19 protein-coding genes, 6 tRNA genes and 1 other RNA gene are annotated in these 19,501 nt (G+C 42.7%); 17 read left to right on the forward strand and 9 right to left on the reverse strand.

The genetic code is table 11. The annotated features are described in order from the left end of the window. The first annotated feature begins 186 nt into the window (after positions 1-186). The 3 genes from ABJ384_RS10815 to ABJ384_RS10825 all read left to right on the forward strand — a co-directional run bounded on the left by ABJ384_RS10815 (position 187) and on the right by ABJ384_RS10825 (position 4,007). A complete protein-coding gene (locus ABJ384_RS10815) occupies positions 187-705 on the forward strand; it encodes a hypothetical protein (RefSeq protein WP_349927269.1) in 519 nt (172 codons plus the stop codon). Positions 706-1,363: 658 nt separating this feature from the next. Then, a complete protein-coding gene (locus tag ABJ384_RS10820) occupies positions 1,364-2,989 on the forward strand; it encodes an NAD+ synthase (RefSeq protein WP_349927271.1) in 1,626 nt (541 codons plus the stop codon). Next, a complete protein-coding gene (locus ABJ384_RS10825; RefSeq protein ID WP_349927272.1) occupies positions 2,982-4,007 on the forward strand; it encodes a hypothetical protein in 1,026 nt (341 codons plus the stop codon). Before ABJ384_RS10820 ends, ABJ384_RS10825 begins: the two co-directional genes overlap by 8 nt. 129 nt (positions 4,008-4,136) lie before the next feature. Here ABJ384_RS10825 and ABJ384_RS10830 read toward each other — a convergent pair. Continuing rightward, positions 4,137-4,213: transfer RNA gene (locus ABJ384_RS10830), tRNA-Met, on the reverse strand. Positions 4,214-4,500: 287 nt separating this feature from the next. On the opposite strand from ABJ384_RS10830, the gene ABJ384_RS10835 reads away from it, so the two are divergent. Further along, complete coding sequence (locus tag ABJ384_RS10835; protein ID WP_349927274.1) at positions 4,501-4,788, forward strand: hypothetical protein; 288 nt, start codon at positions 4,501-4,503, stop codon at positions 4,786-4,788. A gap of 75 nt (positions 4,789-4,863) precedes the next feature. Here the strand turns inward: ABJ384_RS10835 and ABJ384_RS10840 are convergent. From ABJ384_RS10840 to coaD, 4 genes are all read right to left on the reverse strand, one after another. Continuing rightward, positions 4,864-4,940: transfer RNA gene (locus ABJ384_RS10840), tRNA-Met, on the reverse strand. A gap of 72 nt (positions 4,941-5,012) precedes the next feature. Further along, an RNA gene (gene rnpB / locus ABJ384_RS10845) (RNase P RNA component class A) lies at positions 5,013-5,396 on the reverse strand. Between the two features lie 26 nt (positions 5,397-5,422). Beyond that, positions 5,423-5,686: a YfhL family 4Fe-4S dicluster ferredoxin gene (locus ABJ384_RS10850; protein ID WP_349927276.1), complete on the reverse strand. Its 264-nt coding sequence runs from the start codon at positions 5,684-5,686 to the stop codon at positions 5,423-5,425. A 1-nt stretch (position 5,687) separates the two neighbouring features. Continuing rightward, positions 5,688-6,179, reverse strand: coding sequence for a pantetheine-phosphate adenylyltransferase (coaD, locus tag ABJ384_RS10855; RefSeq protein ID WP_086196830.1), 492 nt, complete (start codon positions 6,177-6,179; stop codon positions 5,688-5,690). Between the two features lie 140 nt (positions 6,180-6,319). On the opposite strand from coaD, the gene smpB reads away from it, so the two are divergent. Next, complete coding sequence (gene smpB / locus ABJ384_RS10860) at positions 6,320-6,796, forward strand: SsrA-binding protein SmpB (RefSeq protein ID WP_086196831.1); 477 nt, start codon at positions 6,320-6,322, stop codon at positions 6,794-6,796. A 64-nt stretch (positions 6,797-6,860) separates the two neighbouring features. Here the strand turns inward: smpB and ABJ384_RS10865 are convergent, their stop codons facing one another. From ABJ384_RS10865 to rluD, 3 genes are read right to left on the reverse strand one after another with little or no spacing between them, the layout of a single operon-like run. After that, entirely contained in the window at positions 6,861-7,412 is a 552-nt protein-coding gene (locus ABJ384_RS10865) for a flavodoxin family protein (protein ID WP_349927278.1), read from the reverse strand. A gap of 39 nt (positions 7,413-7,451) precedes the next feature. After that, positions 7,452-8,192 carry a peptidoglycan editing factor PgeF gene (pgeF, locus tag ABJ384_RS10870; RefSeq protein WP_349927279.1) on the reverse strand — a complete coding sequence of 247 codons (741 nt, stop codon included), beginning with the start codon at positions 8,190-8,192 and terminating at the stop codon, positions 7,452-7,454. A 51-nt stretch (positions 8,193-8,243) separates the two neighbouring features. Continuing rightward, positions 8,244-9,296 (reverse strand): 23S rRNA pseudouridine(1911/1915/1917) synthase RluD, encoded by a 1,053-nt coding sequence (gene rluD / locus ABJ384_RS10875; RefSeq protein WP_180080671.1) that lies wholly within the window; start codon positions 9,294-9,296, stop codon positions 8,244-8,246. A gap of 71 nt (positions 9,297-9,367) precedes the next feature. On the opposite strand from rluD, the gene ABJ384_RS10880 reads away from it, so the two are divergent. Both ABJ384_RS10880 and ABJ384_RS10885 read left to right on the forward strand, forming a co-directional pair. Next, positions 9,368-10,357, forward strand: coding sequence for an outer membrane protein assembly factor BamD (locus ABJ384_RS10880; protein ID WP_349927281.1), 990 nt, complete (start codon positions 9,368-9,370; stop codon positions 10,355-10,357). Between the two features lie 239 nt (positions 10,358-10,596). Continuing rightward, on the forward strand, positions 10,597-12,504 hold the full coding sequence (locus ABJ384_RS10885; RefSeq protein WP_349927283.1) for a CHC2 zinc finger domain-containing protein: 1,908 nt from the start codon (positions 10,597-10,599) through the stop codon (positions 12,502-12,504). Positions 12,505-12,526: 22 nt separating this feature from the next. Here ABJ384_RS10885 and hemA read toward each other — a convergent pair whose 3' ends face one another. Next, positions 12,527-13,816: a glutamyl-tRNA reductase gene (hemA, locus tag ABJ384_RS10890; protein ID WP_349927285.1), complete on the reverse strand. Its 1,290-nt coding sequence runs from the start codon at positions 13,814-13,816 to the stop codon at positions 12,527-12,529. 78 nt (positions 13,817-13,894) lie between these two features. On the opposite strand from hemA, the gene ABJ384_RS10895 reads away from it, so the two are divergent. The 10 genes from ABJ384_RS10895 (at position 13,895) to pth (ending at position 19,499) form a co-directional block, all read left to right on the forward strand. Continuing rightward, positions 13,895-15,607 (forward strand): tetratricopeptide repeat protein, encoded by a 1,713-nt coding sequence (locus ABJ384_RS10895; RefSeq protein WP_349927287.1) that lies wholly within the window; start codon positions 13,895-13,897, stop codon positions 15,605-15,607. A gap of 8 nt (positions 15,608-15,615) precedes the next feature. Then, positions 15,616-16,197 (forward strand): lipoprotein insertase outer membrane protein LolB, encoded by a 582-nt coding sequence (lolB, locus tag ABJ384_RS10900; protein ID WP_349927289.1) that lies wholly within the window; start codon positions 15,616-15,618, stop codon positions 16,195-16,197. A 23-nt stretch (positions 16,198-16,220) separates the two neighbouring features. Then, entirely contained in the window at positions 16,221-17,051 is an 831-nt protein-coding gene (gene ispE / locus ABJ384_RS10905; RefSeq protein WP_349927291.1) for a 4-(cytidine 5'-diphospho)-2-C-methyl-D-erythritol kinase, read from the forward strand. Position 17,052: 1 nt separating this feature from the next. Next, positions 17,053-17,127, forward strand: a tRNA-Gln gene (locus ABJ384_RS10910). 27 nt (positions 17,128-17,154) lie between these two features. After that, positions 17,155-17,229, forward strand: a tRNA-Gln gene (locus tag ABJ384_RS10915). 41 nt (positions 17,230-17,270) lie between these two features. After that, positions 17,271-17,345 (forward strand) — tRNA-Gln (locus tag ABJ384_RS10920). A gap of 91 nt (positions 17,346-17,436) precedes the next feature. Then, positions 17,437-17,511 (forward strand) — tRNA-Gln (locus tag ABJ384_RS10925). Positions 17,512-17,547: 36 nt separating this feature from the next. Then, entirely contained in the window at positions 17,548-18,501 is a 954-nt protein-coding gene (locus ABJ384_RS10930) for a ribose-phosphate pyrophosphokinase (RefSeq protein WP_086196840.1), read from the forward strand. Between the two features lie 100 nt (positions 18,502-18,601). After that, positions 18,602-18,898, forward strand: a complete 297-nt coding sequence (gene rplY / locus ABJ384_RS10935; RefSeq protein ID WP_086196841.1) for a 50S ribosomal protein L25 — start codon at positions 18,602-18,604, stop codon at positions 18,896-18,898. Between the two features lie 19 nt (positions 18,899-18,917). After that, entirely contained in the window at positions 18,918-19,499 is a 582-nt protein-coding gene (gene pth, locus ABJ384_RS10940; protein ID WP_180042391.1) for an aminoacyl-tRNA hydrolase, read from the forward strand. Positions 19,500-19,501: the final 2 nt, after the last annotated feature.

A 19,501-nucleotide genomic window follows, 5' to 3' on the forward strand; every position in this document is an offset into this window, starting at 1 on the left:
ATCTTTAAATTCTATTGTTAAACTTGTATCTAACTTCTTATCCATCACGGGTAATAAGAATTCAAATTTTCTTCAGCATCGTTACAATATCAAATCAAAGAATTGAACAAATTTCCCTTCCTTGACATTTACTCTCGCCTTACTTTGTGAATAGAATTTACCCTACAAACAGTAAAATGAAACTTTATGTTCCAAAAATTTAGGTTCTGGTTATGGTTCAAACTTTATTTAATGTTTGATATTCATTACTTTCGTTCTCGGCAGTTGACCACGGGTGAGATAAATCTTGCACGGCAAGTTTTCGGTAATTTAATCAATTACAATGAAGTTCAAATATTTAATATCAAATATCTTCCCTGGCAACCCATAAATATGTATATGGCTCCTAGTGGCAAAATTTTCATGAATAACGAAAATTTTTGTGAAGATTTCTCTCGGCGATCTAAACAAATGCAAGGCCTGTTCATACATGAGATGACCCACATTTATCAATATCAGTCCAATATCAATGTTCTGTTACACGGTGCTATACTGCAGTCCAAATATTTTTTGAGTTTTAAAAAATATAATCCTTATAAATACCACTTTATTGCGGGCAAACCGTTTCATACATACAACATTGAACAACAAGGAGAGATTGCCCGGGACATATTCTTTAAAAATATCCCCAACATTATTTTAAATAATGAACACCTCATACAGTAATTCTTGCAGGCTCAATTTTTAACTTAATTCTTGGAATGAATAAATTTCAATAATGCCTCATAATTTTCCATCCGATCATCTTTTTTAATTTTTTAATAGTTCGATTTCATCGTTCAAGTCCCTCTTTTCAGCATTGTCGAGATCATTCTGCTGAACAGAATCTGGTGAATTTTCCAGGTAAGCAAACTAAAAGCTGTTTATAAAACAGGTAGCGATTCATAAGTAGACTTGAAGTGAATGGCATACTTTTTGGCAACTGATGTTTAGACAACAGTGTGTATAACTTTTAACTACAAATACCTCTCAAACCCTAACCTGACAAGTGCTTGTGCACGCGTAGACAAAATGTAGAATTCCACCTCAAATATTTGATTTAAAACATTTAATATAAATTACATCTAGCAGGTTATCTCATCCAATCACCACAATCCATTTGCAATATGTCTATTTTCGCATCCCGGCTGTATTTTTTTGTCTAAATTCAGATTTTTTTTTGTTTTTTTCTCTATAAACGATGCAATTCGTATATAGTATCGAATTGCTAATTATTGATTAATACTTCTATTTTATTTGTCGTCACGTACACAGCATTGAACGCATAATCATAATAAATCTAAGTCTGTGTATACATCCCTATAGGTAATAGGATTAAGTTGGAATGAAAAGTTTTAAAATTGCCCTTGCACAATTCTCTCCGCATATTGGCAATATCGAAGCAAACACTCAAAAGATGCTTGAACAGATAAATGAAGCCAAAAAACAAAAAGCTGATTTAATTCTCTTCCCGGAGCTTTCAACTGTAGGTTACCCTGCAGAAGATCTATTACTCCGTCCTAGCTTGGCAAAACGCACGCAAAAAGCATTTGAGCAGCTCAGCCAAGTCAAAGACATTGTGATGGTTTTTGGTTTTGTCAATCAGAGTGAAGAGGGTCACCGCTACAACTCTGCAGCCGTAATGAAAGATGGACAAGTACTGGGTGTTTACAACAAACAAAACTTGCCAAACTACAGTGTATTTGATGAAAAACGTTATTTCAGCGAAGGCCATCAACACCTTGTTTTTGAATATTTAGGTCATAAGTTTGGCGTGCTGATTTGTGAAGATATTTGGTCACTCAGTACCGTGCATCAGTTATCTCAACTGAATGTTGAAACAGCTTTGGTCTTAAATGCTTCACCTTATGAAGTAGGTAAACCGCAACATCGTGTCACCACCATGAGTCAACTGGCTAAACAGTTGAATATTAATCTAGTCTATACCAACCAGATTGGTGGTCAAGATGACCTAATTTTTGATGGTACCAGCTTTGTGATCAATAAAGATGGCAATATTGCTTTACAGGCAGCCAGCTTTAAAGAAGATCTTTATTACGCCGAATATGAAGCCGAACAAAAAGCCTATAAAGTCGGAACAGTAACACCTGCTTTAGATACCTTGGCTGAAATCTATCAAGGTCTGGTTTTAGCAACTCGTGATTATGTTCAGCGTTCTGGTTTTCCTGGCGTGATTCTTGGTTTATCGGGTGGCATTGACTCGGCATTAACACTGGCAATCGCGGTTGATGCGATTGGTGCAGATAAAGTTCAGGCCGTGATGATGCCTTATACTTACACCGCGCAAATCAGTGTAGAAGATGCAGCCGCACAGGCCAAAACCATGGGTGTGACTTTCGGTATTGCTGAAATCAATCCAATCGTAAACAGCTTCATGCAAACCCTATATCCATTCTTTGGTAACAGCCCTGCAGATGCCACTGAAGAAAATCTGCAAGCCCGTGCTCGTGGTACCTTACTGATGGGCTTGTCGAACAAGTTTGGTAATCTGGTTTTATCTACCGGCAACAAGTCTGAACTTTCTGTAGGTTACTGCACCCTGTATGGCGATATGGTTGGCGGTTATGCAGTGCTGAAAGACGTGTATAAAACCATTGTGTTTGAACTGGCGAAATACCGTAACAGCATTTCAGAGACTCCGGTCATTCCAGAGCGTGTCATTACTCGCCCACCTTCTGCAGAACTGCGTCCAGACCAGAAGGACCAAGACTCTTTACCTGCCTATGAAGTACTGGATGCCATTCTTTATTCTTATATTGAAGAAGATATGAGTCAGGATGACATTATTGCCAAAGGCTTTGATAAAGCAGTGGTGGAAAAAGTCATTCGCCTGGTAGATCGTAATGAATATAAACGTCGTCAAGGTGCGATTGGTCCGCGTATCAGCTCACGAGCATTTACCCGCGAACGCCGTTATCCAATTATGAATGGATGGGCACCCGGTGTCTAAGCAGGACCTAGCCCAACAGTTTGCTCAAGCGCTTATGCTTGAGCAAACCCGCTTTATAAAAAAACAATTATTAGCAGAACAACATAATCCTTATATCGAAAAATTTGTTCATCATCTTTATATTTCTTCAGATCAGATTGCATTAAAACAGATTATTCAACTTGAATCGCTACAAGAGGTGGTTCAAAAATATGCCTTTGAATTGAATCTAGGTGCTGAAATTTTAGAGTTCATCGGGGTTGTTTCTCAAAGAATTCATCAGCTGGCAATGAACAGCCAGACTCAAATCAACGCGCTGCTGTCTGATGAAACTTTTGAATTATGGATGTACAAGATTCTCGAACTGGATCAGTTGCGTCACTACATCCATGATAATTTGCAGCACAATCCGCAAGTCGAACATGTCAGTTTACAGTTAGCCAACCAGATTCTTGAAAGTAATACGCCTTGGCTGGATCATCTACGCAAGCTCAATACCCATCAACAAGGTTTGGGTTCCCAGATACTCAGTTTTATTCAAGACCAGCAACAGGCTATTGAACTCAAGCTGGAGCAGCAACTTGCTCACGCTCTGGTTAAACAACTTGCAAACCTGTTTTTACTGCCGAATGAAGAGCTGGCAGACATCAGCCTGCATTTATGGGAAGATATTAAACAAAGAACCTTGCGGGAAACTTTTTCGCAATTCCAGCCCATAGACTTTGAAGAGTTCTTTATTCTGGTCTATGAAACCTGGCGACAGTTAAGACAAACAGAATACCTACAACAGGTGGTTTTGGATGTGGTGGCTGGCTTTTATGACTATTTCGCCAACTACAGCTTACAGGAACTGTTGCAATCTGTCGGACTAGATGAAGAAGACTTACATCAGGAAGCCCACCGTTTTATGCCCTACTCTCTTCAAGCCCTAGAACAACAAGGATTGCTAGACGGGATTATTCAGGCGCTGATTTCACCTTTTTATGCCAGCGAAACTACTCATCAATTTATTGAGCAATATCTTCAAGAAAAGTTTTAATTTCTTATACAGGCTTTGTTGGCATTTTATTAATGGATGGTTAACAGACCTTTTTCTGCTTCTGAGAATCGACCTGACTTTTTTGAACCATAAAAAAAGAGACCATGCTGAGAGCATGGTCTATAAAAATGGTGGCTATGACGGGACTTGAACCTGTGACCCCCGCATTATGAGTGCGGTGCTCTAACCAACTGAGCTACATAGCCATAAACTGTGTGCGCATTATCTAGATTTCGACAACTAGCGTCAAGCCCTTTATTTTACGAGTGTTCAGAGTTTGAGCGTTTTATTTTTTTTCAGTTATTATTTAAACAAAACAGCGATTTATTCCAGCTATTTCCTACTTAAACCTTAAAATTAAAGCACTGAAATATTGAAATAAAATACATCTCAAATTCATCGCCATCAGCTTAATTCCCCTAATGAGTGGCTCCTCTGCCAGTTAATTTCACCCATATTCGTCGATGACAATGGAGTCTGTATGGATGTGGTGATGGATCAACAATCAACAGCTTTTGACCATGTAGCAAAAGCACAGCCCCCAGCACAACGCATTCAAGCACAGCAAAAGCTCTATCGTATTGAGCATATCGCAGAAGATCAGAAATTAGCAGTTGCTACTCAAAACCAGATTGCGCTGCATTGTGCCCGGTTACATCTTACAGAAAATAAAATCAATCAGTTACAAAGCATTATTTTCAGGGAAAATAAAAAAGCCGCTATTTTGCAAAAATATCCCCAAGAATTTCCCAAAATAAAATTGAGTGCCAGTGCCATTTAATGTAAATAATGATTTTTTAAGATAAATTTTAGACATAAAAAAAGACCACGCTTTTATAAACGTGGTCTATGAAAATGGTGGCTATGACGGGACTTGAACCTGTGACCCCCGCATTATGAGTGCGGTGCTCTAACCAACTGAGCTACATAGCCAAAACTGTGCGCGTATTATCTATTTCAAGCAAACTCATGTCAAGAAATATCACGCAATAATTGTAAAAAAATTGGTGAAGTGAGCCGATAAGCCGGGTTCTGTCGTGAACGATCATTCCTCTAGGCGTACAATCACTCGTACGCTCAAGCGACCTACCCGAATCCAGCACGGGCCGTGCCTGAAGGATTCCTATTTGGTCTTGCTTCTGGTGGGGTTTACCTTGCCGTGAACTGTTACCAGACACGCGGTGCGCTCTTACCGCACCCTTTCACCCTTACCATCTCTCTTGGTCTCCCCGAAGGAAAATTGCAAAGATGGCGGTCTACTCTCTGCTGCACTTGCCGTCGGCTTTCACCGCCCAGGCGTTACCTGGCACCCTGCCCTACGAAGCCCGGACTTTCCTCCCCTGCTTCAATCACGGAGATCTCCACAGCAGCGATCGTCTGGCTCACTTCGGGGCGTATGCTAACAAATTTCAGCACTAATTACTGGTGCTTTTTTGTGCAATCAGCTTTTTATATTTTTCCATCAGGTCATCTTGTGATTCCACATGCTGGGGATCATGCGGAATACAGTCGACCGGACAGAACAATTGACACTGCGGTTGATCAAAATGTCCAACGCATTCGGTACATAAATCCGGGTGAATTTCATAAATCATTTCACCCATGAATATCGCCTCATTCGGGCACACCGGCTCACAGACATCACAATTGATGCATTCATCGGTAATATATAAAGACACGTTACCAACCTTGCTGTTGTTTCCGCTTAAAGGCTTCTACCACAGCTTGCGGTACAAACTGCGCGACATCACCATTTAAGCGTGCTATTTCACGTACTAAAGTAGATGAAATAAAAGAATATTGCTCTGAAGGGGTTAGAAATACTGCCTCAAAACTTGCATCTAGGCGGCGGTTCATGTTGGCCAGTTGAAATTCGTACTCAAAGTCAGAAACAGCGCGTAATCCACGCAGCACTGCTGTTGCTTTCTGTTCACGGAAAAAATTGACCAACAGACCATCAAAGCCGACAAATTCTACATTAGGCAAATGACTGAGCGATTTTTTTGCTAGTTCCACTCGCTCTTCCAAACTAAAGACTGGATTTTTGTGATGACCAATGGCAATAGCAACCACAACTTCATCAAACATTTTCGCTGCACGTGACACCAAATCGATATGTCCATTGGTAATTGGATCGAAAGTGCCTGGATAAATGACGCGAGATTTAGTCATCCATTTTTACTCTAGTTTTTAGTAGAGCCCTATTTTAACAAAAACTTCTTTTTTTAGTGAACAATCTCCTTACTTTTGAAAAAACTTCACCTCAGAGCGAGTTTGAGGCAAAATAGAGCTAATCTTGGAATATGCGTATTATGTCGAAATCAATCGTAGTTAAAAAAAATACTGGTGGCACTATTGCGCAGAACAAGCGTGCTCGCCATGATTATTTTATTGAAGATAAATTCGAAGCCGGGTTGTCTTTACAAGGCTGGGAAGTCAAGTCCTTGCGTGCCGGGCGGATGACCATTACCGAAAGTTATATTCTGTTCAAGAACAATGAAGCGTTTTTATTTGGTGCACAAATCCAGCCCCTGTTATCTGCTTCAACGCATGTGGTGCCTGAAGCCACCCGCACACGCAAATTGCTGCTTTCACGCCGCGAAATTGAAAAACTTTTGGGTGCAGTGAATCAGAAAGGTTATGCCTGCGTACCTTTGGCCTGCTACTGGAAAGGTCCATTAGCCAAACTGGAAATTGCCCTAGTGAAAGGTAAACAGTTACACGATAAACGTGCGACTGAAAAAGACCGGGACTGGCAGCGTGACAAGGCCCGGATTTTCCACAAATAATTTTTTTACCTGAATTAAAAAAACCTCCAGCTGGAGGTTTTTAAATTTCTGAAAAAATCTGAATTTACTTGAATCTGTTTGCTAACAATGCCAGATATTCACCAAACCAGATAGCCGTATCCAGGTCACCTTGCGGTGGTGTCACCTCTACCGGGGCATTATCCGACTGGGTCATCAATCCCAAAAAGCCCGACATCCGGTTCAGGTCCTGCGAACCACGCCCAGTCGGCATCAGCGGCAAACCTGCCCACAGCATGCCGTGCTGCATGGCAAACAGATTGATCTGCTGCAATACTGCCAGTTTATCACCACTCAATCCGCCGCCATTGGTAAAACCCGCTGCAATTTTGCCTTGCCAGGTCCGTGCCAGCCAGCGTTTGGATGACTGCTCCATAAATAGCTTCAAGGCTGAAGTAATACTGCCCATATAGGTCGGACAACCGAATATAATGGCATCAGCCTGATCCAAAACATCCCAATCCACATGCTCGATATTCATGCAATGTACCTGAATACCGGTTTGCTTGGCCCCTTGAGCAATGAAAGAAGAGACCTTTGCAGTATGTCCATAGGGGCTGTGATAAACGATAGCAAGAGATTTCGTGGATAAAGGCATATCAATAAAAACAATAGATTTTAATCAAGTTTAACAGTTTCAAATCATAAACACGAATGTTGCCATACGACCGGTTTTGGCTGTACGGCGATAGGAAAAATATTCTTCTGCCTGTGTATAGGAACATTGGTCACCGCCCAGCACAACTTCAACCCCATGTTGCTTTAAGATAAATCGTGCAATCGCATATAAGTCAGCATAAAACTTATCTGCTTTTTCACCCGCTTTAAAAGCAGCTTCCAGTTCAGGGTATTTGGAACAGAAAGCCTGTTTGACTTCTGCTCCAATTTCAAAACAGGGCTGACTAATCGCAGCGCCCAACCATGCCCAAATTGGCTGGGTTTGCATGGCAGCAATGGTATTTTCAACAATACCATTTGCCAGACCTCGCCAGCCGGCATGCAAATTCGCTATCTCCGTTCCATCTGCATTGCCGAGCACCACAGGCAAACAATCCGCAGTCATCATCATTAAGGCATGTGCTTTACGCTGGGTCACCACTCCATCCCCTTCCAGGGCCTGAAAAGGGATTTCTTCATTGATGGTATGACAAATGGTGCTATGGGTTTGCGTCATCCAGGTCACTTTATCGACCCCGAATTCAGTAAACTCCGCCAGTAAAGCCATACGATGCTGCTGTACACGCTTTGCATCATCCCCCACATGCAAGGCCAGGTTAAATCCTGCTAGTTCAGGCTGAGCTGAGACCAGCGTTTTTTCATGATGCACTCGCGTCTGCCCAACATATACACCTTCCGGAAGCCCTTGAACAAATTGCATGTCTATTTCCTTGTGCTTTTCCTTATGATTCATACCCAACCATAAAACCACTTAGTAGGCTTTATTTTCACTGCGCAATACCTCAATCAACTGCGCAAAATCATCTGCCCATGGTGCCTCAAACATCATTTCTTCACCACTGCGCGGATGAATCAGTCCGAGTTTGGTTGCATGCAAGGCCTGACGTTTAAAGCCGCGTAAAGTATCGGCCAGTAATTCTGAAGCACCTGCCGGTACACGGACACGGCTCATATAGACCGAATCACCGACCAGACCAAAGCCCAGATAACTAAAATGCACACGAATCTGATGGGTACGGCCGGTTTCCAGACGTGCCTGCACACGGGTGAAATGTTGAAAGCGTTCTTTCACGTTGTAATGGGTCACTGCATCTCGACCACCCGGCAACACGGCCATTTTTACTCGATCGACCGGATGGCGCTTAATTGGCTCATCAATCGTACCACCGGCAATAATGTTACCGTACACCACCAAATCATAGAGACGATATACCGATTTCTTCGCCAATTGCTTGCTTAAAGAAAACTGGGCTTCAAGATTTTTCGCTACCACCAGCAAACCGCTGGTGTCTTTATCAATACGGTGTACCAGACCGGCACGAGCCAGTTCGGCAGATTTTGGATAATGATAAAGCAAGGCGTTCACCAGTGTACCGCTGGTATTTCCCGCACCTGGATGAACCACCATACCAACCGGTTTGTTAATGACAATAATATCGTCATCTTCATACACCACATTGAGGGGAATATTTTCCGGCAGGCTTTTGGTTTGAACTTCCAGCTCTACATCCAGCGTGAGCAGCTCATTGCCTTCACATTTATACTTAGGTTTGACAGTGTTACCATTTACCAACAAATGGCCATCTTTCAGCCACTGCTTCAATTTTTCACGAGAAAAATCGCTCCAGACTAGCGCTGCAACCTGATCGATACGTTGCCCTAAATAACTTTCATCCAATTGAAATTGCAACGATAAACGTGTTGCAGTTGAGTCTGAAGTATGGTTATCTGCATCCTCAGAATCTTCAAGTAAATTGAAATCAGTTTCAGGGACATTAGAATTAGAAGATTGTGCTTGACTCATTTGCTCATTCAGACAAAAGTGGTTTAATAGTGCAATTGTAGCTCATTGCCCGTATTAACAGAGGAATTTTTATGTCGTTACCACGTTATAAAATGACAATGCTTGCTTTATCTTTAGGCGTTGCGTCGGCAATAGTGGGCTGTAGCAGTAATCCAAAGAAAGAAGTGGTAGACACAGGACCACAATCTAGCGAACAAGTTTATATTCAAAAAGCTGAAAAAGCCCTTGAACGTGGTCAATATACCGATGCGGCCAAACATCTTGAAGCAATCGATACCTATTATCCAACAGGTGACTATGCCCAGCAGGCACAGCTGGAATTGTTATACGTTAAATTTCAACAAAAAGATTATGAAGGCGCAGTTGCCCTGGCTGAGCGTTTTATCCGCTTAAACCCGCAACATCCCAATGTGGACTATGCCTACTATGTTCGTGGTGTCGCGAACATGGAACAAAACTATGATGGCCTGTTGCGTTATACCTCATTAAAACAGTCACACCGTGATGTCAGCTATTTAAAAGTGGCTTATCAGAATTTTGTCGATTTCATCCGCCGTTTCCCATCAAGTACTTATGCTGTCGATGCGGCACAGCGTATGAAGTTCATTGGCACGGAGCTGGCTGAAAGTGAAATGAACGCGGCGCGCTTTAATATTAAGCGTAAAGCATGGCTTGCTGCTGTTGAACGTTCACAATGGGTCGTCGAACATTATCCACAAACCCCGCAAGTTCCTGAAGCTTTAGCCACCATGGCCTATGGATATGACAAATTGGGCGATCAGCAGACTTCACAGCAGTACATTGAAGTGTTAAAGCTGAATTATCCGCATCTGGTCAAAGCTGATGGTAGCGTGAATATGCGTGCTGCACATGGTGAAGGCAGCTGGTTTAACCGCGCCACTTTAGGTATTTTTGGTCGCGAAGCGCAAAGCTCGACCGAAGCAGAGCAACAGCAAAATGCAGCGCAAAGTGAAAAACGCAGTTTCACCAATCGCATCAGTTTTGGCTTGCTGGATCGTCCTAAAACTGAAAGCAGCATTCCCCCTGCACCAGAGCAATAACCTCAAGCAGCGGCAGCAACTGGAACGCGAGCATCACAATAAGCTTGGCTTATCGGTCGCATTTTCATGAAGGGCAAGTTATCATACTTGCCCTTTTGTCATTTCAATGCATCATATTGATCATTTTGCGCAAAAGGTATACAAATTAACTTTTAACCGATGCCGTAATTTTAATATGCGGAAATTCTGACAGCTTATTTGTCAGTCATTTAAATAAATTACCACCCGATTGCATACTTATGGCTATTCCTCAACACACGATTGATCAAATCCTGGATCGTACCGATATTGTCGATCTGATTGGTCAGCGCGTGAAACTCAAGAAAACCGGTCGCACCTATTCAGGCTGCTGCCCTTTTCATCAGGAAAAATCGCCATCTTTCCATGTCTATCGCGACAAGCAATATTTCCATTGTTTTGGCTGTCAGGCCAACGGCAATGCTATCCGCTTTTTAATGGATATTGACGGTCGTAACTTTATTGATGTGATGAAGGATCTATCGAGCCGTACTGGTATTGAACTACCAAAAGACAATAACGACAGTAATAAAATCAAATATAAACGTGAATCCATAAAACCTGCCGCAGCAACACAGCTGCAAGAACAACCGAAAAACACCACCGATCAAACACCGAATGCAGCGCCTGTAGCACATTTTGATCCTTTTGCAGAATTTCAGGCGCAAGAAACCGAATACTATGATGATCCATTTGCATCTTTTGAACAGATGCCAATGGAAGAAACCGTACAAGACGGCAACCTGTTTGATCTACTGGAAAACATCGCCCAGTATTACCAGCGCCAGTTACCGCAAAGTACCAGTGCCCAGCAATATTTCAAGCAACGTGGCTTAAGTGCAGAAACCATTGACTATTGGCGTTTAGGCTATGCGCCAGAAGACTGGCAACATCTGGAAAAAGCTTTTCCACAGGATATTGAAGGCTTAAAACTACTGGGGCTGATCCGTACCAGTGACAATGGACGCGATTTTGACCTGCTGCGTGACCGGGTGATTTTCCCGATCCGGGATGCTAAAGGTCGCGTGGTCGGTTTTGGTGGTCGTGCCTTGAATGACGAAATCAAACCCAAATACATCAACTCGCCGGACTCGGAAGTGTTTCATAAAAACCAGTTGCTGTATGGTTTATATGAAGGCCGCAAACAGAAAGCCCAAGACTGGCTAATGGTTGAAGGTTATATGGATGTCATTGCCTTGCAGCAATATGGCATTTCTGGGGCTGTGGCGACCTTGGGAACAGCGAGTAATACCGAACACCTGAATATTTTATTCAAACAAAACAACCGTATTACCATTGCTTTCGATGGTGATGCTGCCGGACAAAAAGCCGCCCGCCGTACACTCGAAATTGCCCTGCCGCTACTCAATGATGGCCGTGAACTCAAGTTTTTTGTGTTACCCAATGATCACGACCCGGATTCACTGATTCGCCGTGAAGGTATTGAAAACTTTCACCGCCTGTTACAGCAGGCACCGTTACTCTCCGATTTTGTCTTTGCTCTTTTAACCCAGAATCATGATGTGACCAAGCCGGAAGGCAAAAGCCAGGTCATGGGCGAATTACGTCAACTGACCGAACTGTTGCCAAAACAGGGGTCGTACCGTTATTTATTGCAGCAGTTCTTTAGAGAAAAACTGGGCTTTAACCGCAAATGGCAACCTCAGGTCAACAATGATGCATCCTTAAGCTTTAGCACCAAGATTGATGCAGAAGAATATGTCATTGCGATTTTAATGAATCACCCCTATCTGTATATTCATTTTGAACCGCTACGCGCCTTGATTTCACACGATCAACTGCTGTTTAAAATTCTTGATATCTTCAATATCATTTTTGATGATTTACCTGATGATACCGAGCTGTCGCAGTATTATGTCTTAGGTGCCTGTGCGCCTTATCACCATGATCTGCAAAATATTTTGCTACATGCCAATGTCAGTGATTACACCTCATCACCTGAGCAGGCCGATAAACTGGCAGAAGATTTTTCCATCAAACTGCAATATCAATGTTTGCAACAAAAACTCAAATCTAAAAAGTTCACCAGTATTGCCGAAATGCGCAACCTGAAACAGAAAATTTACGAGATTGATAAAAAGCGCTCGCTTACCCTGCTGGAAGACTAAGCGAGCGGCTATAATTTAGTATTTATGATTTATGCTTGATATTACGCCGTTTAGCAAATACATCTTCTAATTGTTCACGCATGGATTCAAAACAACCAGGCTCTTCAGCCTTGGCTGCCTGTCGCAACAAGATTGAAGTCGGATGCAGTAGTTTTTGTGTCAGGCGATACGATAATTCCTGCAAAATCTGCTCAGGATTGTCCCCACTAGCCAGACGTGACATTGCCAAAGCCAGTTCTTCTTGCCTGAGTACTTCACCCTGTTCACGATAAGCTTGAATGGTACTGCCAGCTTTTTTGATTTTTTCCTGGGTCAGCATTTCTGTAGCTAACTGATTGACCATTACCTCGGCTTCAACCGCAGCCTGGCGACGTTGGGCAAGATTATCGTCAATCACACTTTGCAGGTCGTCCACTCCATACAAATAAACGCCATCCAGAGATTCTACTTTGGGATCAATATCGCGCGGAACGGCCAAATCGACCAGCAACATTTGCTGATAACGACGCTTTTTCAACGCTGTTTTGACATCTTGATATGAAATAACCTGATGCAGACTTCCGGTACAGCTTGAAATGACATCTGCACGGTGTAAATTTGCAGCCAAATCAGAGAATTCAATAATTTCCACATCAACACGATGGGCAATTTCCTGGGCCAGATTTTCTGCACGGGCACGGGTCCGGTTGCAAATCAGGATTTTACCCACACCCATTTCTGCTAAATGCTTCGCCACCAGGCTATTCATTTCCCCAGCGGCTACCACCAACACGGTCAGTTTTTCAGGTTTGCTAAAGACTTGCAATGCAAGCTGGGCAACGGCATAACCCATCGAAACGGCATGGCTACCCACGGCTGTTTCCGAGCGTACACGTTTTGCCGCGTAAAAGGCGTATTCAAAAATCCGGTTTAAATTCGGCGATACGGTATGTGCATCTTTAGCCAGAGACAATGCAGATTTCACCTGCCCCAAAATTTGCGGTTCACCTAGCATCAGTGAATCCAAACCACTGGCTACCCGCATTAAATGGGTCACTGCCTGCGCATTTTCGTAACGATATACATGATTAAACAATTGTTTAACATCTAGGCCATTTGCTTCGGCGAGCCAATTCATTACCATGTCCGCATTTTCAGACATAGCATAAACTTCGGTACGGTTACATGTAGAGACCACCACCATATCATTCAGGTCATGGTTTTGGCTTTGCAGGGTAAGCAGGTGCATTAATTTTTCAGGATTAAATGCAATCTGCTCACGCAGCTCTACAGAGGCGGTTTGATGGTTGACACCCAATGCAAAGAAAGACATATCAGATCATCATTTCGCTAAATTTATGCTATTGTGCAGTATTGGTGTCATAAAAAGCATTACTTGGATCAAGAAAAATTGCGTCAAACAAATAGCCGGATAAACGGCGCGACAATTAAGCAATATTCTACCACATTCTTACTTGTGGGTAGCATGGCTTACAGTGCTCATATTAGAGCATCTGGAGAAATTTATCATGCCAATTCAAATTATAATGCCATAAAACAAAGCATGATTGCTGAATTTGCACTGACCTATCAGGACATTCCCACAGCATTACACAACTACACTGTGCTTGCAATTAAAAGCAATTCCACCACGGTTAAACAGCGCGCCTTAAATGTTGCGATTGAACAGAATGATCTAAAAGCGGCCCTGGATATTGCCACCCATTGGGTGGTGCAAGAACCGACCGATGTACCGGCTTTATTTTATCTTTCACATATTGCCTTAAAAGCCCATGAATATGAACTGGCCGCAGAAACGCTGGACAAAATTTTAAATATTGACCCCAATGCAGACTTAGAAAAAATTCTGGCCGGAATTGCCCCTGAAGACCCTGAAGATCGGGATTTTCTGATTGATGCCTTACGTAAAAGTAAAGAACGGGATAATCCTTCCGTACTGGTACTGATTGCAGGCTTGGAAGCACAAAACGGGCAACTGGAGCAGGCCCTGACCACCATTAGTCGTGCATTAAAAAAGCGTGCCAATGTGACCGGCTTTATTTTAATGAAGGCCAATTTGCTCAGTGCTTTGGGGGATGATGAAGCAACCCTAAAATGGTACGACAAAGCCAGCCGCAAACATAAAAACAATATCGAAGTTCGCTTAGCGGAAATTAAATATCTGATTAAATTAAATAAGTCAGAAGAAGCTCTCAATAAACTTGAGATCCTGTTAAAAAAATGGCCCCATGAAGAAGAAGCATTGTTTATTGCCGGTTTAACCAGTATTGACTTAGAACAGTATGAAAAAGCTGAAAAATATTTAGTTGAGCTGCGATATTCCACGCAATATCAAAATGAAGCCTATTATTATCTAGCAGTCAATGCCGAACGAAAGCAGCATTTTGAAACCGCAAAAGCCTATTACCGTCTGGTTGATGGCAGCCTGTACACAGTTTCGCGCCGCAACATGATTAATATTTTTTCCGCCCAGAACCAGCCCACCGATGCACTGCGCTTCCTCACCCAAGAACGGGTCAATTACCCACAATATGCCAGTTTCCTGTACCAGGCTCAGGCCGATATTTTAAAACGCATGGACAATAAAAAAGCAGCAATACGCCTGCTCGATGAAGCCATTAAAAACGTTCCGGATGACCCGGAACTAATTTACTCCGAAGTGTTATTACTTGATGCTTTTCAAGACAAAGATAAACTAGATAAATTATTGAAAAAATTACTGGAAATAGAACCCAATAGCCCAACTTACTTAAATGCCTATGCCTATACGCTTGCCCTGCAAAACCAGCGTTTAGATGAAGCCCGCAAGTATGTTGAACATGCTCTGGAATTTGCTCCGGAACAGGCCTCTATTTTAGATACTTTAGGCTATATCACTTATTTACAAAATGACTTTAAAACTTCAGCTCAAGTATTAGAGCAAGCCTACCAATTAAGTCAAAATGTGAAAATTGGTGTACGTTATGCCAAATCTTTATACATGCAAGGTGAGCTGACAAAATTTAGTAAAGTGTTACAACAATTACAAAAAAATCATCCGAATGATCCGCAATTAGAGCAATTGAAATCGTTACTGTTACCGCAACAAATGAAAAAGAGTTAACTATCTGTATGCACATTTTTTCAAAATTCAGTTTAAGCCTGATTGCAGCAAGCACGCTAATCCTGAGCGGTTGCCAACAATACACCCAGCCTCAAGCACCGAATGTTACTCAAATTCCAGAAGCTGCCAAGAATTTTAATCTGCAAGGTAAAATTGGGGTAAGAACTCCGGGACAATCTGGCAGTGCATTTTTTACCTGGGTACAACAGCAGGATTCATTCGACATCGAATTAAGCGGAATTTTGGGCGTGGGTAAAACCCAGATTTCCGGCCAACCGGGTAATGTCACCCTCAATAGTGCAAAAACCGGGTTGATCACAGCGGATACTCCGGAAGAGTTACTTGAGCGTGCCACAGGCTGGCAAGCCCCTATTACCCATTTAGTCGATTGGGTTCAGGCCAAACCGGCAACCACACTGGCAAAAATCAGTAAGGATGAGCAAAACCGCCCCATCCAGTTCTTGGAAGATGGCTGGATAGTAGATCTCAGTTATAACGAGCAAGCCCAGTTACCGAACAAGCTAATTTTAAAACATGTGCTTGAATCCGGTCAGGAAAACCGTATTACAATGCTCATTCAAAACCGTTAAGCCCCTTCAAAAGTTTAAAATCTATGATTCGTGTTCCCGCTCCTGCCAAGCTTAATCTTTTTTTGCATATCACCGGCCGTCGTGACGACGGCTACCATGAATTGCAAAGCATTTTTCAGCTCATTGACCTGTATGACTGGCTGGAGTTCAGCCAAACAGCAAGTCCTGAAATTAGTATTGATGGACTAAACAGCGTTGATTTGGAACAGAACCTGATTTTCAAGGCAACACAGATTTTAAAGCCGTATGCAAAAGCATATTCAGGCTTAAATATCCGCATTGAAAAAAATATTCCTATGGGTGCTGGCCTTGGTGGGGGGTCATCCAATGCAGCCACCACCCTCATTGTGGTCAATCAGTTATGGCAATGTGGCTTAAGTATTGAGCAGTTGGCCGAACTGGGACTCAAGTTAGGTGCCGATGTTCCCATTTTTGTTCATGGCCGCAATGCATGGGCGGAAGGCATTGGTGAACACTTAACATTCATAGACTTAGATCAAAAACAATACATTGTGTTAAAACCTGATTGTTTTATCAGCACTCAATTGCTTTTTTCACAAAAAAAGTTGACAAGAGACACGAAGCCTACTAAATTTTGCGCCTATCAGTTAAAGCCATTTAACTTTGGAAATAACTTTGAGCCTTTGGCAAGAAGTTTATATCCGGAAGTAAATGAAGCGATGCAGTATTTAGACCAGTTCGGTATTGCAAAACTTACAGGTACAGGTGCTTGTGTTTTTACTGAAGTAACCACTGACATGAATATTGATGAGATTTTAGCTCATTCGCCTTGTAAAGCTTACTTGGTCAATAGTTTAAATGAATCACCATTACATCATTTCAAGGTTATATGATAGGGGCGTCGCCAAGTGGTAAGGCACCGGGTTTTGATCTCGGCATCCGTTGGTTCGAATCCAGCCGCCCCTGCCATGATATTCATCTGTAGATTACTGTATTAGGGGCGTCGCCAAGTGGTAAGGCACCGGGTTTTGATCTCGGCATCCGTTGGTTCGAATCCAGCCGCCCCTGCCATTTAAACTTATGGTTTAAATCACAATACAGCAATCAAATTTAGGGGCGTCGCCAAGTGGTAAGGCACCGGGTTTTGATCTCGGCATCCGTTGGTTCGAATCCAGCCGCCCCTGCCATTTTCTCAAAAAAGACAGAACAGAATTTGCATGTTCATTTGTTAATTCACCTTGACACAGAACCGCAAAAATATTAAAGTTCTGCCGCATTAGGGGCGTCGCCAAGTGGTAAGGCACCGGGTTTTGATCTCGGCATCCGTTGGTTCGAATCCAGCCGCCCCTGCCATCTATTTTCAAACATTCCAACCGCCAAGGGTGCTTCATGCCCAATCTTGTCGTTTTTAGTGGAACTGCACATCCACAATTCGCCCAAAAAGTCGTAAGCCATCTGCACATCCCTTTAGGTGCAGCATCTGTAGGTCAATTTTCTGACGGTGAAATCGCTGTCGAAATTACTGAAAATGTTCGTGGTAAAGACGTATTCCTAGTACAACCTACTTGCGCCCCAACAAATGACAACCTGATGGAAGTCCTTGTTATGGCTGATGCTTTGCGTCGTGCAAGTGCAGGTCGTATTACTGCTGTCATCCCTTACTTCGGATATGCTCGTCAAGACCGTCGTCCTCGTTCAAGCCGTGTGCCAATCACCGCAAAAGTTGTCGCAGATATGCTTACAACTGTCGGTATTGACCGCGTAGTAATGATCGACCTTCATGCTGACCAGATTCAAGGTTTCTTCGATATCCCTGTAGACAACATCTACGGTACTCCAGCATTACTTGCTGATCTTCGTCAACAGCAACACCATAACCTAATGGTTGTTTCTCCAGACGTTGGTGGTGTAGTTCGTGCACGTGCTGTAGCGAAACAAATGGGTGATATCGATCTTGCAATCATCGATAAACGTCGTCAAAAAGCCAATGAATCACAAGTGATGCATTTGATTGGTGATGTAAAAGATCGTGACTGCGTCATCGTGGATGATATGGTTGATACAGCAGGTACTTTATGTAAAGCTGCTGATGCACTGAAACAGTTTGGTGCGCGCCGTGTAGTTGCCTATGCAACTCACCCAGTACTTTCTGGTAAAGCAATTGAGAACTTGAAAAACTCTGTAATCGACGAGCTCGTTGTTACGGATACCATTCCTCTTTCTCAAGAAGCTCAAGAACTTGGTAAGATTCGCCAAGTTTCAGTCGCCAGCATGGTTGCTGAAACAATTCGTCGTATTAACAACGAAGAATCTATTAGCGCAATGTTTGATTCTTATCTATAATATAGCGCTAAATTTTCAAAACCCTGCCTTTGGCAGGGTTTTCTATCGCTGAGCTGGTCGAAAACTCAGCTTAATTAAACTTAAATTAGGAATGTCTATCATGGCAAACTTCGTATTAAACGCAGCAGCACGTGAAGAAGCAGTACAAGGGAAAGGTTCGAGCCGCCGCCTTCGTCTTCAAAGCAAAGTACCAGCAATCATCTACGGTGGTGCTGCTGAACCTGTAGCGGTTACTTTAGAACTTCGTGAACTTGTTAAAGCACTTGAAGACAACGCTTTCTTTGAAGAAGTTGTTGAAATCAAAGTTGGTGACAAAGTTGAAAGCGTTAAAATCCAAGCTTTACAACGTCACCCAGCTAAAAACACTCCAATGCACGCTGACTTTAAACGCGCATAAGTGTTAACGGTGTAAATTAGTGTCAAAACTTTCGCTAATTGTTGGTTTGGGCAATCCCGGTAAGGAATATGCCCAAACCCGCCATAATGCAGGCTTCTGGTTCGTTGAACGCCTTGCAGAACAATATGGCATCTCTCTCAAAGCCGATCCTAAATTCCACGGAATCAGTGGTCGAGGTAACATCGAAGGTCAAGACGTTCGTCTGCTTTTACCTACTACATTTATGAATGCCTCCGGCAAAAGTGTTGTACCCTTCGCCAAATTCTATCAAGTTGCACCTGAAGCCATGCTCATTGCACATGATGAACTGGATATGAATCCGGGTGTCATTCGCCTAAAAACAGGTGGTGGTCATGGTGGTCATAACGGTTTACGTGATATCGTTCCGCATACAGGTCCCAATTTCCATCGTTTACGTATCGGTATCGGTCACCCAGGTTCCAAAGAACGCGTATCGGGTCATGTCCTGAGCAAAGCTCCAAGCAGCGAACAAGGTTTAATGGATGATGCCATTGCACATGCTTTATCCCGCATTAAATTGCTGGTAAACGGTGACATTCAGACAGCCATGAATCAAATTAACGCGTATAAACCGAACTGATC

This window comes from Acinetobacter sp. A1-4-2 (assembly GCF_040233925.1).
GTDB lineage: Bacteria > Pseudomonadota > Gammaproteobacteria > Pseudomonadales > Moraxellaceae > Acinetobacter.

Bases quoted from the DNA above. Each gene is read 5' to 3' on its own strand.
- ABJ384_RS10815 (WP_349927269.1), top strand. From the start codon at position 187: ATGTTCCAAAAATTTAGGTTCTGGTTATGGTTCAAACTTTATTTAATG.
- ABJ384_RS10820 (WP_349927271.1), top strand. From the start codon at position 1,364: ATGAAAAGTTTTAAAATTGCCCTTGCACAATTCTCTCCGCATATTGGC.
- ABJ384_RS10835 (WP_349927274.1), top strand. From the start codon at position 4,501: ATGGATCAACAATCAACAGCTTTTGACCATGTAGCAAAAGCACAGCCC.
- coaD (WP_086196830.1), bottom strand. From the start codon at position 6,179: ATGACTAAATCTCGCGTCATTTATCCAGGCACTTTCGATCCAATTACC.
- smpB (WP_086196831.1), top strand. From the start codon at position 6,320: ATGTCGAAATCAATCGTAGTTAAAAAAAATACTGGTGGCACTATTGCG.
- ABJ384_RS10865 (WP_349927278.1), bottom strand. From the start codon at position 7,412: ATGCCTTTATCCACGAAATCTCTTGCTATCGTTTATCACAGCCCCTAT.
- pgeF (WP_349927279.1), bottom strand. From the start codon at position 8,192: ATGCAATTTGTTCAAGGGCTTCCGGAAGGTGTATATGTTGGGCAGACG.
- rluD (WP_180080671.1), bottom strand. From the start codon at position 9,296: ATGAGTCAAGCACAATCTTCTAATTCTAATGTCCCTGAAACTGATTTC.
- ABJ384_RS10880 (WP_349927281.1), top strand. From the start codon at position 9,368: ATGTCGTTACCACGTTATAAAATGACAATGCTTGCTTTATCTTTAGGC.
- ABJ384_RS10885 (WP_349927283.1), top strand. From the start codon at position 10,597: ATGGCTATTCCTCAACACACGATTGATCAAATCCTGGATCGTACCGAT.
- hemA (WP_349927285.1), bottom strand. From the start codon at position 13,816: ATGTCTTTCTTTGCATTGGGTGTCAACCATCAAACCGCCTCTGTAGAG.
- lolB (WP_349927289.1), top strand. From the start codon at position 15,616: ATGCACATTTTTTCAAAATTCAGTTTAAGCCTGATTGCAGCAAGCACG.
- ispE (WP_349927291.1), top strand. From the start codon at position 16,221: ATGATTCGTGTTCCCGCTCCTGCCAAGCTTAATCTTTTTTTGCATATC.
- ABJ384_RS10930 (WP_086196840.1), top strand. From the start codon at position 17,548: ATGCCCAATCTTGTCGTTTTTAGTGGAACTGCACATCCACAATTCGCC.
- rplY (WP_086196841.1), top strand. From the start codon at position 18,602: ATGGCAAACTTCGTATTAAACGCAGCAGCACGTGAAGAAGCAGTACAA.